Origin of the sequence: Sphaerospermopsis kisseleviana CS-549, assembly GCF_028329225.1 — a bacterium.
GTDB lineage: Bacteria > Cyanobacteriota > Cyanobacteriia > Cyanobacteriales > Nostocaceae > Sphaerospermopsis > Sphaerospermopsis kisseleviana.
In genome coordinates this window covers 1-14,042 of the sequence record NZ_JAQMTI010000010.1, presented here as the reverse complement: position 1 = coordinate 14,042, position 14,042 = coordinate 1, and the positions used below count along the sequence as shown (strand labels likewise).

The window sequence follows — 14,042 nt, the reverse complement described above, 5'->3', positions numbered from 1 at the left end:
CCCCAGTCCCCAGTCCCCAGTCCCCAATCACCAATCACCAGTCACCAATCACCTATTTATTTACCCATACCCAACTGTTGGGCTTTTTGGTAAACTTTGCCTTCTGTCAACAGAGAGGGAGCAATAACTACTTCTACTTGCTGCATTTCTTTTAGGTCTTTTGCTCCTAATGTACCCATGCTGGTTTTTAATGCGCCAAGCAGGTTGTGAGTACCATCATCTAATGCTGCTGGACCTCTGAGTATTTGTTCTAGAGTTCCAGTTGTACCCACACGAATACGAGTACCACGGGGCAGCACTGGGCTAGGAGTTGCCATTCCCCAATGATAACCCCGTCCTGGGGCTTCTGCGGCTCTGGCAAAGGGTGAACCAATCATTACGCCATCAGCACCGCAAGCAATACATTTACAAATGTCGCCACCGGTGATTAAACCACCATCGGCAATGACAGGTACATATTTGCCCGTTTCTTGATAAAAGTCATCTCTGGCAGCGGCACAGTCGGCAACTGCTGTGGCTTGGGGTATACCCACACCTAAAACCCCACGGGATGTACAAGCTGCACCGGGTCCAATCCCTACTAACACTGCGGATGCACCTGCTTTCATTAAATGCAAGGTGACTTGATATGTAACGCAGTTACCCAAAACTACGGGAATAGGCATAGACTGGCAAAACTCTGCTAAGTCTAAAGGTTTAATAGACTCTGGAGAAAGGTGATCTGTAGAAACTACTGTAGCTTGGATAAAAAATAAATCAGCCCCAGCTTTAGCTACTACTTCACCATATTTGCTTGCTCCTACTGGTGTTGCACTAACTGCCGCAATACCGCCTTGTTGTTTAATTTCCTGAATACGTTTTTCAATGAGTTCGGGCTTGATCGGTTCGGCATAAAGTTCTTGCATCAGTCCCACAAATTCATCTTTGCCCACTGAAGCAATGCGATCTAATATCGGATTTGGGTCATCGTATCGCGTTTGAATACCCTCTAGGTTAAGAACTCCTAAAGCTCCTAACTGGGATAGACGCACCGCCATACCAACATCTACTACACCATCCATTGCACTAGCAATAATGGGTATTTCTCGTTCAATATTACCAATTTTCCACTTTGTATCCGCTAGACTCGGATCTAATGTTCTGTTACCGGGGACTAAAGCTATTTCGTCAATGCCGTAGGCTCGGCGAGCCATTTTTCCCCGCCCAAGTTGAATTTCCACTCTTTCATTTTTCTCAAATCTGTTTAAGCTAGGGTATCAAATTGTGGGGATTTTGGCAGAGATTTTTTTAAATTTAGGAGTTCAGGAGTTCAGAAGTTCAGGAGTAAGGAGTTCAGGAAAGAATATAACTTTTGCCTTTTGCCTTCTATTCCCTGTTCCCTGTTCCCTATCTCTTTCTAGATTGAATTTTGTCAAAAATAGCACCATCATCAAAAAATTTCTTCTGCACAGCATCCCAACCACCTAAACTACCGACTGTATAAAGTTTGCTGATTCTGGGAAATTTATTTTGTACTTCTTTGGTTACAGTTGGGTTAACTGGTCTAAAACCAACTTTGGCAAATTCTCTCTGGGCTTCTGGTGTAAATAAAAACTTGACAAATGCTTCTGATACTTCACGAGTTCCGCGTTTATCTACGTTTTTATCAACTACTGCTACGGGTCCTTCTATGGATATATTCGTGGAAGGTACTACATAGGATGTATCTGTTTTTCCTTGTTGTGCTGCTAAAATTACTTCGTTCTCATAGTTGATTAGTACATCACCTTGATTTTTTTTGAAAAAAGCGTCACTTGATTCTCTGGCATCTTTAGGTAATACTACTACATTTCTAAATACCTGTTGCACAAAGTTGAAGGCCTGGTTTTCGTTGCCTCCATTTTGTGTTATTGCACCCCACAAGGCCAAAAAATTCCACCTTGCACCACCAGAAGTTTTAGGATTTGCTGTGACTATTTTTACCCCTGGTTTGGTGAGGTCGTTCCAGGTTTTGATACCTTTGGGATTTCCAGGACGGGTTTCTAATGCTACTACGGAACGGGTAATTATTGAGTTGTTGGGCGCTTCTTTTTCCCAACCACGGTTAATTAAACCTGCTTGTTCGATTTTTTTTGTGTCTAGTCCTAGTGCTAATGCTACTACATCGGCTGGTAAACCATCAATGACTGCGCGAGTTTGAGAACCAGAACCACCATAGCTTTCTCGAATGACCACATCCTGACCTTTTTCCCGTTTCCATTTGGCTACAAACTGCGGAATGATTTTGCTGTAAGCAGCTTTTGTTACTGCGTAAGTCACCAAGGTAATTTCTACTTTTTTGCTCTGTTGACTAATTAGGGTCTTTTGAGTTGTAGTCCCGGCAAATACGGGCAATAACGTATTTGTACTAAAAGTAATTGCTAAAACTACGGTTGATGCAGTTTTTACGGGCAAAAATTTTGCTGCTTTCTCAAAATTGTATGTCATTGGAGATTTTTCCTTCGTCCTCAAATAAACTACGGTAATTCGATAGGAATAACGTAATTGCTTATAAAAACAGAGCTTATCAGATGCAATTGCGAAAATCAAGACGTAAAGTACAAAAAATCTATCGGTAAACAAGTGTATTTATTTATATAATAAATTTGTAAACTTTGTATAAAGTAAAGTTATAAATAATTCTCTTATATGCAAATATTTAAATGTGATCAAAGAGAGATGTCACCGGAATCTGCTATAATCCCCATATTTTCTATCGAAAAAGTGCTGTTTTACTCTTGCGTTCATAACCCATATCTGCAATTATCTTGTATTATGTTCATTAAATCCCGTAATCCTATCGGGTAACTGTAGATTTTGAGGAAAAGAAATGAGTTGGTGGCAACGCGCACTAAAACAATTACAACGTAAATTAAGTGTAAATTCACTTAAAAGTTTTTTATCCCTATTTGTAGTGGGAATATTCTTGGGTTTGGCAGTTGCAGCTTGCTCTGGGACAAATGAGGGTGGTTCTACTCCAGGTAATTCGGCTACGACAAAACCAAAAAATGTAGAATTAACTTTAGTATCTTTTGCTGTCACCAGAGATGCGTATAAAGCCATTATTCCTAAATTTGTCGCCAAATGGCAACAAGAGCATAACCAAACGGTTACATTCAAGGAAAGCTATGGCGGTTCTGGTTCTCAGACTCGCGCTATTGTTGATGGTTTACCAGCAGATATTACTCACTTAGCGTTGGCATTGGATACCCAAAAAATTGAGAAAGCAGGTTTAATTCAACCAGGATGGGAAACAGAAGTTCCCAATAATGGTATTGTTTCATCATCTGTAGCTGCATTGGTGACTCGTGAAGGCAACCCCAAAGGTATTAAAACTTGGGCAGATTTAGCAAAAAATGATGTTAAACTGATTACTGCTGATCCGAAAACATCGGGGGTAGCACGGTGGAATTTCTTAGCTTTGTGGAATTCAGCCATTAAAAGTGGAGATGAAGCAAAAGCTGTTGAATTTGTGACTACTGTTTACAACAATGTGCCTGTTTTGACTAAAGATGCACGTGAAGCTACAGATGCCTTTTTTAAACAAGGTCAAGGAGATGCTTTAATTAATTATGAAAATGAAATCATTTTGGCACAGCAAAAAGGTTTGAAGGTCAACTATAGTATCCCTGATGTGAATATTTCCATTGATAATCCTGTGGCAGTGGTAGATAAAAATGTTGATCAAAATGGTACTCGTGAAGTAGCAGAAGCATTTGTCAAATATTTATTTACCCCAGAAGCACAACAGGAATTTGCTAAAGTTGGTTTTCGACCTGTGGATGAGACGGTAGCTAAAAGCAAAGAATTTTCTGAAAAATATCCTCCAGTGAAAAGTTTGAGTACAGTTCAAGAATTAGGTGGTTGGGATGCTGTGCAGCAAAAATTCTTTGCTGATGGGGCTATTTTTGATCAAATTCAACAAGCTAAAAATAAGCAGTAATTAGTTAGTTTCAGTTATCAGTTTAATCTCATGTTTTGGGAATTTTGAATTGGGAATTTTGCATCATTTATGGCAGTATCTACAAGCGGTAAGAGGGAGAGAAAACCCTTTATTGGCAAAGAGTTTTTAGATAAAGTAATTCGTCTACCTTGGACTTGGCGAATTACAATTTTATACCTAGCTTTCATGTTGTTTCTGCCTATTGCGGCTATGTTTTTCAAAGCTAGTACAGAACCACCTGCAAAGTTTTGGGAAATTGCTACCAGTGAATTAGCATTGGCAACTTATAATGTAACTTTTGTAACTTCATTTTTGGCTGCTGCTGTTAATGGTATATTTGGTACATTAATTGCTTGGGTATTGGTAAGGTACGATTTCCCTTTAAAGCGAATTTTTGATGCTACCGTAGATTTACCCTTTGCTTTGCCGACATCGGTAGCAGGTTTAACTTTAGCAACTGTGTATAGTGATAATGGTTGGATCGGTTCTTTACTTGCACCTTTAGGTATAAAAGTTTCCTTTACTCGTTTGGGTGTAGGTGTGGCGATGATTTATATATCTTTGCCGTTTGTGGTGAGGACTGTACAACCTGTATTGCAAGAGATGGAAAAGGAACTTGAAGAAGTAGCTTGGAGTTTGGGCGCTTCTCAGTGGACAACTTTTACCAAGGTGATTTTACCGCCTTTGTTTCCCACAATTTTAACTGGTATTGCTTTGGGTTTTTCCCGTGCAGTGGGTGAGTATGGTTCGACGGTAATTATTGCTTCTAACACACCGTTTCAAGATTTAATTGCACCAGTGTTAATTTTCCAACGTTTAGAACAATATGATTATTCAGGTGCAACGGTGATAGGGGTTGTTTTATTGGCAATTTCTCTAGTTTTACTCTTAGCAATTAATTTATTACAAGCTTGGGCAAGAAGATATGACAACAGGTAAACCAAAGCAAAGTTGGGTTCCAGGGGTTTTAATTGGGATAGCTGTTGCTTATTTATTTCTGGTGCAGTATATCCCAACTATTAATGTGTTTTACCAAGCTTTTAAAAACGGAATTGGACCATTTTTTGAGAATTTGAGTAGAGTGGACTTTCTCCATGCTGCTTGGTTAACTCTATTATTAGCTGTGATTTCTATACCTATCAATACTGTTTTTGGTTTGTGTGCAGCTTGGGCGATCGCTCGCCATAAATTCCCTGGTCGTGCTATTGTTTTAAGTATTATTGATCTACCTTTTTCTATCTCTCCAGTTGTTGCAGGTTTGATGATTGTTTTACTCTATGGTAGACAAGGTTGGTTTGGTCCTTGGCTGCAAAGTCATGATATTCAAATCATTTTTGCTTTTCCAGGAATGGTTTTAGCTACTTCTTTTGTGAGTATGCCTTTTGTTGCTAGGGAAGTTATTCCGGTTTTGGAAGAGTTTGGTAAAGACCAGGAAGAAGCAGCGAAAACTTTGGGTGCAAATGAGTGGCAAACTTTTTGGCGTGTGACTTTACCTAGTATTCGTTGGGGTTTACTCTATGGTTTAATTTTAACAAATGCCAGAGCTATGGGTGAGTTTGGAGCGGTTTCTGTGGTGTCTGGTAATATTGCTGGTAAAACCCAAAGTTTGCCTTTGTTTGTGGAAGATGCCTATAAGCAATATGAGACGGAAGCAGCTTTTTCGGCAGCGGTTTTGTTGGCACTTTTGGCGGTGGTAACTTTGGTTGTGAAGGAAGTTTTGGAGAGGAAAACTCGTATTAAGGATGTGGAGTAATTGGTGATTGGTGATTGGTGATTGGTGATTGGGTAAAATATAATCCGTATTAAGGATGTGGAGTAATTATTACTTTGCGCTGACACAAAGGAAAGAGGTTTTAGAGGGATTTTGTGTGAGTTTTCAAATTTTCAAAGAATTGGAATTAAGAAAATAGGATCAAGATTGTAAATTGCTGGGCAGGTGTTTTTATGAGTGATGAAAATATTTTGATAAGTCAGAGAATTAGGGTGAGAATTACCAAGGATTATCATCAAGAACCTGTTATTTCTCGTCTGGTTTCTGATTATGGTTTAACTATCAATATCAAAGCTGCTTTTTTAGGTCAGGATGCTATTAGTGATGGTTGGTTTGATTTGGATTTACAGGGTACTGAATCGCAAATTGCAAATGGGTTAAATTATTTGCAAGAGTTAAAGTTAGAACTTTGGGATGAGGATAGAATAGGTAATTGGTAATATCAAATATCACCCTAACCCCCCTTTTTTAGGGGGGCTTATTTTTATTTTATTTCTAGGTTGTTTGATTGTGTTGACGTTAACCAACAATTATTGAAATACAAACCACTTGACATTAATTGGCGAATACTATAGTATTCAAGAATGAACAATAACATTATTGACTTATTCGCTGGCGCAGGTGGTTTAAGCACAGGCTTTCAACTAGCTGGCTTTGAAGCGTTATGCGCTATTGATACCAACAAAAAAGCTTTAGCTACCTATCAACATAACTTCCCAAATACTAAAGTGATACATCAAGATATTCGAGAAGTTAATCCTTTAGAACTGCGTGAATATTTAGGTTTAAGAAAAGAAGAACTAAACGCAATTATTGGCGGTCCTCCTTGTCAGGGATTTTCTAGGAATATACCTGCTGAATATCGTTATATGGACGATCCAAGAAATCAATTATATAAAACTTTCTTAGCTTTTGTCCAAGAGTTTAGACCTCTTTACGTCATTATGGAAAACGTTCCCGAAATTTTGACAGCATATAAAGGTTTATTCAAATATCAAATTACAAATCAACTTGAATTATTGGGGTATAAAGTTATATCATCATCTTTGAATGCTGCTAACTATGGAGTTCCTCAAACAAGAGCCAGAGCTTTTTTTATTGCTAGTTTAGATCGTTCAATTATCATGCCTCATCCTACACATAATGATATTCAGAGTCAGCATAAAAATGAAAAATACCCTTACCAAACTAATCTATTAAAATCTAATTCCAGCCTTGTTACTGTTAAAGATGCTATTGGAGATTTACCGGAACTAAATGCCGGAGAAAAATATGCTGAAGAAAAATATCCTTCAGAACCACAAACAACTTATCAATCTTTAATCAGACACAACAGCACCAAAATTACAAACCATATCGCTCGTGCTTTAAGCCCAATTCAAATGTCAAGAGTAAAACTGTTAAAAGAAGGACAAGATGCCAGAAATTTACCTCCAGAATTAGCACCTAAAAAACATTATAGCGGTGCTTATGGCAGACTTTATTGGGATCAACCAGCAAAAACAATTACAAGATGGGTTTTTCATCCGGGTTCTGGAAGATTTTTTCATCCCACACAAAATAGAACCATTACCATACGCGAAGCTGCCCGACTTCATTCTTATCCAGATACTTTTCACTTTTTAGGAACATATACAGAAATGGCTTCTCAAATTGGTGAATCTGTACCTCCATTATTAGCTAAAACTATAGCTGAGTGTATTATATAGAGTGATATTTAGGAGTTTTGCATTTCTAAAGCTGCCAGAATTGTCTTAACATAATTCTCTGGGTTAAGACGAGTTCTTTGAATATTTATCCTCACTGCTGCTTCTGGAATAATTCTCGCTTTAAAAAGTTGTTTTTGATTTTTATACCAAACTAAATCAACGTTATCTCCTACACCTCCTTGTAAACCTGCACCACTTTTACCAGTTTTCTTGTTTACTGTCCAAGCCCAATTAAAAATAGTTGGATCAAGTGGATATAAAGGATATTCACAATAAACATATTCATTACCTTTAATGGTTTTCAGCAGTATGCTTTCATAACTATTTTCAACTCCTTGTAATGATTGATTTGTGATTAATTTCTCATTCCAATGTTGAATAATAGCTGCACCTAGTTCTTCTGGTGGAGATAATTCTGTCAAACCAGGAAACCCAAGTTGATCAGCTTTACTGATAATATCTGCTCTTTGAATCACAAAGAAAAATGTACTGCCAATTTTTAAATTACTAAGTTGGAGAGATTTCAATGACCAACCTGTTTTAGTTACAATATCAACTGCATCATATAAAAGTTTACTGCGTCCTAAAGCTGGATCTGTTAACGGAATATCTTTAACATAATGAAAAATAGCTTCCCAAGCATAATCTTCTATTGACCCAATTACTGGGGATGCAACTGTAGCAATAATAGCTTGTTTTAATCTCTCAATCTCATTATTTGTCAACACTTAACGATTCCTCTACAGTATGCAAAAATTCACCCATGGTTACATTTAAAGCCTTGGTAATATGACTTAAAACTCTTACAGAAGGGCTTTTTAATCCTCGTTCTAGTTGGCTAATATAAGTTCTATGTAGACCTGTAACTTCTGCTAGATACTCTTGTGACCAACCTTTTTCTAAACGACGACGTTGTATTTCTGATCCTAATTTTTGATCTAGTTTACTTGTTTGCATAGAAAAATACTAAGCTATTGTAGACTAAAGTGCTACAGACTAAAGTATTCAATTGATTTGGCTTTACAATAATAAAAACATGAACGAGAATAATCCTTATGTCCCTCACCGAAAAAGTATTACAAGTCAAAAACTTCCTCCACCAAACCCCCATCTTTGAAAACATCATTGATGAACAACTCCAAGCAGTTGCTAATATTGCTATTCTCCAAACTTACAAAAAAAACGAAACCCTGTTTTGGGAAGGAGACGCAGCAACGGGATTTTTTATTGTTAAATCTGGTAAAATCAAAGTATTTAAAGTAGCAAACCACGGTAAAGAACAAATATTACACATCTTTGGAATATCAGAATACTTTGCAGAAGTTCCCGCTTTTGATGGGGGAAACTTCCCCGCATCCGCAGCAGCAATAGAATTTTCTGAAGTTGTCTTTATTCCCAGAACTTCATTTTTCATGGTTTTACAACAACACCCCACTTTAGCAATAGCCATGCTGGGAACTTTTGCAAGACATCTCAGACATTTAACTCACTTGGTTAATGCTCTTTCTTTCCAAGAAGTTCCAGAAAGATTAACCAATTATCTATTAAAATTAAGTCAGAAAAACGGTAATATCAATGTTGTCGAATTAGACTTACCCAAAACCCAACTAGCTGCTTTATTAGGTACTGTTCCTGAAACCCTTTCTCGCGCTTTTTATAAACTCACTCAAGAGGGAAAAATTGAAGTGAACGGAACAAAAATTACATTATTTGACAAAATACTCACATCCAAGAGCAACTAAAGCTTGACATACAACTCCCTTGGATTATACATACATCATACCATAAAAAAAGAGTATGTCAATATCAATGGCTGAAATAACCGATCTTCGTAAAATTACTGATAATATTATCAATAATATTGAGAATAGAGGCTTGTTATTGCGAAAAAAAGAGAGTTGAAAAATTTTTGGATTTTTGAGATTTAAAAAATTTATGAATAACGAACCGCAAAGTACGCAAAGTACGCAAAGGAAAGAGGTTTTATCTCTGCGACTCTGCGTGAGCTTTAAAAATTCTGTAACTTATATTGCTTCCACTTCTCCTGCTGTCTTGCTCTTTTTTCCTCCGTCAAACTATCAAAACAGTGAGGACAAGAAATACCTTCTTCATACTTAGGTGAAGTTTTATCAGCCTCAGCAATGGGATGTCCACAACAGAAGCATAACTCATAACTGCCCTCTTCCAATCCGTGACGCACCGCAACCCGTTCATCAAATACAAAACATTCCCCTTCCCATAAACTTTCTTCTTTGGGGACTTCTTCTAAGTATTTCAGAATACCCCCTTTGAGATGATAAACTTCCTCAAAACCTTGAGCCAGCATATAAGATGTGGCTTTTTCGCAGCGAATACCACCAGTACAGAATAAGGCAACTTTTTTATGTTTGTTCGGGTCTAAGTTTTTACTTACATATTCAGGAAATTCTTTGAAAATCTGCGTTTGGGGATTTTTTGCCCTTTTGAAAGTTCCTATACTAACTTCATAATCATTACGGGTATCAACTACTGTTACTTCTGGATCAGAAATCAAATCATTCCATTCCTTTGGAGTGACGTAGTTTCCTACCTTTTCATTTGGGTCAACTTCCGGTATTCCTAATGTAACAATTTCGCGTTTTAACCGCACTTTCATCTTTTCAAATGGCGGTGTGTCGGTGTATGATTCTTTGTGTTCTAAGTCTGCTAACCGCGCATCACTCCGCAGAAACCCCAAAACCGCATCAATCCCAGAACGAGAACCAGCTATGGTCCCGTTAATGCCTTCTTTGGCTAGTAAAATTGTGCCTTTGATGCCTTGTTGCTGACAAAAAGATAACAGCGGTGCTTGCAGTTCTTGATCATCGGGTAAACTGACAAATTTATACAGCGCAGCTACAACTATAATATTTTCTTGGTTATTTTCTGGGTTCATCTGTTTACAAAAAAAGAATAATAGGATATTATTTACTTTAAGTTTAAAGTTAACTCGTTTCTGAAAAAAGAACCTTGTTTAATTTTGAATTTTGACTTGAAAAACGGGGGTTTAGCTCAGTTGGTAGAGCGCCTGCTTTGCAAGCAGGATGTCAGCGGTTCGAGTCCGCTAACCTCCATCTAGGTTTTTTGGAAGACAACTGATAAATTATTTGCTGGCATTTGGTAAATTTTCTGCAATGTCAAATTTTCAGCTTTTGCTGCTTCTACCACATCTTCTAAATTACGCACTCCCCAAGCTGGGTTTTGCGATCGCAAAGACTCATCAAAAGCAGCGTTACTGGGTGCGGTATGTTGACCCTTTTGTTTATAAGGTCCGTATAAATAAAGGATACCATCTGGCGGTAAAATTCGTCCAGCCCCGGACATCAGTCCTGAACAAGCTGACCAAGGGGAAATATGAATCATATTAATATTGACTATAGCCACTATTGGCGAGTCTGTAAATGTTTCTTTCTCAACTGGCCAAACCGGTAACTGTACATCTATATCTAAAGGTGGGTAAATATAATCACTTTTACATTCTGCCATCCAAGCTGTGATACTGTCTCTTAAGAGGGGGTTTGGGTCAGAAGGTAGCCATTTTCGCGGTGCTAGATGAGGTGCAAAAAATACCGCGTGTTCTCCTGTACCACTGGCTATTTCTAAAATTGTTCCTGTTGTGGGTAAGACTTGTTGAAGTACCTCTAAAATGGGTTCGCGGTTGCGTTGGGTTGCGGGTGCAAATTGTTTTTGTTCTGGGGTTGTGTGCATATTTTTGAGTTTTTAGGAAACGCAGATGAACGCAGATAAACGCAGATAATTTCAGAAGTTTTATTTTTTGTAGTTTTACATATTTGTATAATATTCACATAAAATTATTATAATTGCGATCTTCGCTTTCTATTTACATAATTTGTGAGCATCCAACTTTGCTAAAATCATAGCATGGATAAAAAACCCCTTATCCATTCTCTTCCCTTTGTGTACTTTGCGTACTTTGCGGTTTGTTTATTTCATAACCTGGATAAATTACTATTTGCAATACTCACTCATATTGTTTTATGTTTTACCACACTACAGGAGAAAAAGTTGCCTAAATCTATTCATTCCACCCAACCACCATTAAAATTTATTCCCCCAAATTTTCAACCGTTGGTACTCAAGGTGATGTCTTTTTTTCTCCCTTTTATTTTACGGGTGAGAACTAGACCTTGGCTACCTGCTGGTATTGTGAACATAGAAGCTGAAAACGCCGAAGTGTTAGCTAAATTATATCATGAATTTCAAGAGGGTAAAATTAGATTTTTAATTGCTTTTCGTCATCCAGAAGTTGAAGATCCTTTAACAATGCTATATTTGCTTTCTCGCATTGTTCCCAAGGTAGCGCGGGAAAAAGGCATTGATTTAAAATATCCTGTTCATAGTCATTTTATGTATGAAAGAGGCATGACTTTATGGGCGGGAAATTGGTTAGGATGGTTATTTTCTCGCTGCGGTGGTGTACCAGTTCGTAGGGGAAGAAAAGTAGATAGAAATGCGATTCAAATGGTAAGAAATTTATTTGTCAATGCAGAAATGCCTATTGCGATCGCTCCTGAAGGTGGTACAAATGGTCATAGTAGTATTGTCAGTCCTTTAGAACCTGGTGTAGCACAAATAAGTTTTTGGTGTGTGGAAGATTTGCAAAAAGCTAACCGCCCAGAAACGGTTTTTATTATTCCTATTGGTATTAAATATAGTTATGTTAACCCACCTTGGGAAAAAATAGAATGGCTAATATCAAAATTAGAAGCTGATAGTGGTTTACCAGTGGCGGAAATTAGTTACACTGGCAAGAATAGGGAAGAAATTTTATATCAGCGACTTTTTCGTTTAGCAGAATATTTAATTACGGAAATGGAAGACTTTTATCGGCGTTTTTATCATCGAGATTTACCAGTAATTATTGGTGAAGAAACAGCTAACCCTAATCAGGTTTTAATTAATAGGTTAGGAAATTTAATGGATACAGCTTTACAGGTGGCTGAAGAATATTTTAATGTGACGGCACAAGGTAATTTTATTGATAGATGTCGGCGGTTAGAAGAAGCCGGTTGGAATTATATTTATCGTGATGATATAGAGGATATCAATAGTTTACCACCTTTTAAACGTGGTCTAGCTGACTGGGTAGCAGAAGAAGCAGATTTGCGAATGCAACATATCCGAATAGCCGAAAGTTTTGTAGCGGTGACAGCTAATTATATTCAAGAAAAACCAACCGCTGATAGATTTGCAGAAACGACTTTATTAATGTTTGATATGTTGTCTAGAATTAAAGATTCGACTTTACCAGGAAGACCACGTTTAGGTTTAAAACAAGCGATGATTACTGTCGGTGAACCAATTTCCGTAACAGAAAGATGGGAAAAATGTCAGGGAAATAAACAAGCTGCTAGAAAAGGTGTGAGTGATTTAACAAAGGATTTATTTGCAGCTTTGCAGCAGTTGATTAAAGATTAAAAAAAGATTAAAAAAAGATTAAAAGCTTACGCAATTTCTGTCAGGATATCCCCAGGGTAAACGCAAAGACTCAAAAAAGACTCAAATAAGTTTATTGGTATCTTTGCGTGATTTTATAACAAACCTAGTCTTCCAAATCTAAACCTGTATCATCATCATTATCATAAGCCAGATCGTCGAGGTCGATAATCTCGGAAATTTCTTCTTCAACGTCACTGGTCAGGTCAGATTCTATATGTTCACGCGCTATTAGACGACCAGTTGATTTTAACCATTCCAGCAGTATAAATTCATTACTGGTACGAATTACTGTAGCTCTTTGGTTGCGGGGTTGTTCATGTAGTGGTCCGTTGAGCATAAAATATATTGCCTATATGCCTATATATTGCCTAAAAATTTTGTCCGTATAAGGTCTAATTTCTTAACAACAATTTAGTTGTGCTTTAATTATAAACTATTTTTTGCATAATTAATTATTCATGGCTAAAATATTTTTTGCTACAGATTCTCCTACAGAAATTACTGATAAACGATTACCTTTTTTAACTACTAATAATTCATCTCCCGTAAATTTTTCTTTAAGTGTAGATAAAAAAATCGGTTGAGAAAATACCTCGGCAAACTCTACCTTTACAGTTAACCACCGGGGAGATTCAGGAGTAGACTTAGGATCATAATATTTACTATTAGTATCAAATTGAGTTGGATCAGCAATACCAGTTTCTACTATTTTCATCAAACCGAAAATTCCTGGAGGTTCAGCATTAGAATGATAGAAAAAAGCCAAATCTCCTATTTGCATTTGCTTTAAAAAATTCCGTGCTTGATAATTTCGCACACCATCCCAAATAGTTTGTTTTTGAGTTTGTAAATCAAAAATACTATAGACAGAAGGTTCAGATTTCATTAACCAGTAATTCATATATTAAATAGGGAATAGGGAATAGGGAATAGGGAATAGGGAATAGGGAATAGGGAATTGGGAATTGGGAATTGGGAATTGGGAATTGGGAATAGCTGATTAAAACCCACATTCCGCACCCCCCAGTGTCACAATCGGTAATTTCGGATTTTTGAATACCTTTGAGGATACTTTTGATACAAAATCGTCGAAATCTTAGGTGGCGATAGCGAAGCGCTGCTG

Annotated in this window: 15 protein-coding genes, 1 tRNA gene and 1 pseudogene; 8 read left to right on the top strand and 9 right to left on the bottom strand. The window is 37.3% G+C overall.

Going from position 1 to position 14,042, the window contains the following annotated elements; all coding sequences use genetic code 11:
* Positions 1-56 precede the first annotated feature (56 nt).
* Together PN497_RS00580 and PN497_RS00575 are read right to left on the bottom strand one after the other, a co-directional pair.
* Positions 57-1,220 carry a GuaB3 family IMP dehydrogenase-related protein gene (locus PN497_RS00580; RefSeq protein WP_096566725.1) on the bottom strand — a complete coding sequence of 388 codons (1,164 nt, stop codon included), beginning with the start codon at positions 1,218-1,220 and terminating at the stop codon, positions 57-59.
* A 166-nt stretch (positions 1,221-1,386) separates the two neighbouring features.
* The gene (locus tag PN497_RS00575) at positions 1,387-2,466 is read right to left on the bottom strand and encodes a sulfate ABC transporter substrate-binding protein (RefSeq protein WP_096566723.1); all 1,080 of its coding nucleotides are present in this window, start codon (positions 2,464-2,466) and stop codon (positions 1,387-1,389) included.
* Between the two features lie 382 nt (positions 2,467-2,848).
* On the opposite strand from PN497_RS00575, the gene PN497_RS00570 reads away from it, so the two are divergent.
* The 5 genes from PN497_RS00570 to PN497_RS00550 all read left to right on the top strand — a co-directional run bounded on the left by PN497_RS00570 (position 2,849) and on the right by PN497_RS00550 (position 7,441).
* Positions 2,849-3,961, top strand: coding sequence for a sulfate ABC transporter substrate-binding protein (locus PN497_RS00570; RefSeq protein ID WP_096566721.1), 1,113 nt, complete (start codon positions 2,849-2,851; stop codon positions 3,959-3,961).
* A gap of 69 nt (positions 3,962-4,030) precedes the next feature.
* Positions 4,031-4,900 (top strand): sulfate ABC transporter permease subunit CysT, encoded by an 870-nt coding sequence (gene cysT / locus PN497_RS00565; RefSeq protein WP_096566719.1) that lies wholly within the window; start codon positions 4,031-4,033, stop codon positions 4,898-4,900.
* Positions 4,887-5,714, top strand: a complete 828-nt coding sequence (gene cysW, locus PN497_RS00560) for a sulfate ABC transporter permease subunit CysW (RefSeq protein WP_096566717.1) — start codon at positions 4,887-4,889, stop codon at positions 5,712-5,714. Before cysT ends, cysW begins: the two co-directional genes overlap by 14 nt.
* A 191-nt stretch (positions 5,715-5,905) precedes the next feature.
* Entirely contained in the window at positions 5,906-6,172 is a 267-nt protein-coding gene (locus PN497_RS00555; protein WP_096566715.1) for an NIL domain-containing protein, read from the top strand.
* 144 nt (positions 6,173-6,316) lie between these two features.
* A complete protein-coding gene (locus PN497_RS00550) occupies positions 6,317-7,441 on the top strand; it encodes a DNA cytosine methyltransferase (RefSeq protein ID WP_096566713.1) in 1,125 nt (374 codons plus the stop codon).
* A gap of 8 nt (positions 7,442-7,449) precedes the next feature.
* Here PN497_RS00550 and PN497_RS00545 read toward each other — a convergent pair whose 3' ends face one another.
* On the bottom strand, positions 7,450-8,169 hold the full coding sequence (locus PN497_RS00545) for a hypothetical protein (RefSeq protein WP_096566711.1): 720 nt from the start codon (positions 8,167-8,169) through the stop codon (positions 7,450-7,452).
* The gene (locus PN497_RS00540) at positions 8,156-8,398 is read right to left on the bottom strand and encodes a helix-turn-helix domain-containing protein (protein ID WP_096566709.1); all 243 of its coding nucleotides are present in this window, start codon (positions 8,396-8,398) and stop codon (positions 8,156-8,158) included. The genes PN497_RS00545 and PN497_RS00540 overlap by 14 nt, the downstream gene beginning before the upstream one ends.
* Positions 8,399-8,496: 98 nt before the next feature.
* Between PN497_RS00540 and PN497_RS00535 the strand changes: the two genes are divergently transcribed.
* Positions 8,497-9,183: a Crp/Fnr family transcriptional regulator gene (locus PN497_RS00535; protein ID WP_096566707.1), complete on the top strand. Its 687-nt coding sequence runs from the start codon at positions 8,497-8,499 to the stop codon at positions 9,181-9,183.
* Positions 9,184-9,449: 266 nt separating this feature from the next.
* Here PN497_RS00535 and trhO read toward each other — a convergent pair whose 3' ends face one another.
* Positions 9,450-10,355: an oxygen-dependent tRNA uridine(34) hydroxylase TrhO gene (gene trhO, locus PN497_RS00530; protein WP_096566705.1), complete on the bottom strand. Its 906-nt coding sequence runs from the start codon at positions 10,353-10,355 to the stop codon at positions 9,450-9,452.
* Between the two features lie 105 nt (positions 10,356-10,460).
* Between trhO and PN497_RS00525 the strand changes: the two genes are divergently transcribed.
* A tRNA-Ala gene (locus PN497_RS00525) sits at positions 10,461-10,533 on the top strand.
* A gap of 1 nt (position 10,534) precedes the next feature.
* Here the strand turns inward: PN497_RS00525 and PN497_RS00520 are convergent.
* Positions 10,535-11,167 carry a class I SAM-dependent methyltransferase gene (locus tag PN497_RS00520; RefSeq protein WP_096566703.1) on the bottom strand — a complete coding sequence of 211 codons (633 nt, stop codon included), beginning with the start codon at positions 11,165-11,167 and terminating at the stop codon, positions 10,535-10,537.
* Between the two features lie 318 nt (positions 11,168-11,485).
* On the opposite strand from PN497_RS00520, the gene PN497_RS00515 reads away from it, so the two are divergent.
* Positions 11,486-12,898, top strand: coding sequence for a lysophospholipid acyltransferase family protein (locus tag PN497_RS00515; RefSeq protein ID WP_272109270.1), 1,413 nt, complete (start codon positions 11,486-11,488; stop codon positions 12,896-12,898).
* Positions 12,899-13,022: 124 nt separating this feature from the next.
* On the opposite strand, the gene PN497_RS00510 is transcribed toward PN497_RS00515, so the two are convergent.
* The 3 genes and pseudogenes from PN497_RS00510 to PN497_RS00500 all read right to left on the bottom strand — a co-directional run.
* Positions 13,023-13,256 (bottom strand): DUF3134 domain-containing protein, encoded by a 234-nt coding sequence (locus PN497_RS00510; protein ID WP_096566699.1) that lies wholly within the window; start codon positions 13,254-13,256, stop codon positions 13,023-13,025.
* 111 nt (positions 13,257-13,367) lie between these two features.
* Positions 13,368-13,820, bottom strand: a complete 453-nt coding sequence (locus tag PN497_RS00505) for an EVE domain-containing protein (protein WP_096566697.1) — start codon at positions 13,818-13,820, stop codon at positions 13,368-13,370.
* A pseudogene (locus PN497_RS00500) lies at positions 13,795-14,042 on the bottom strand (hypothetical protein); the annotation flags it as partial. The pseudogene PN497_RS00500 and the gene PN497_RS00505, both read right to left, overlap by 26 nt.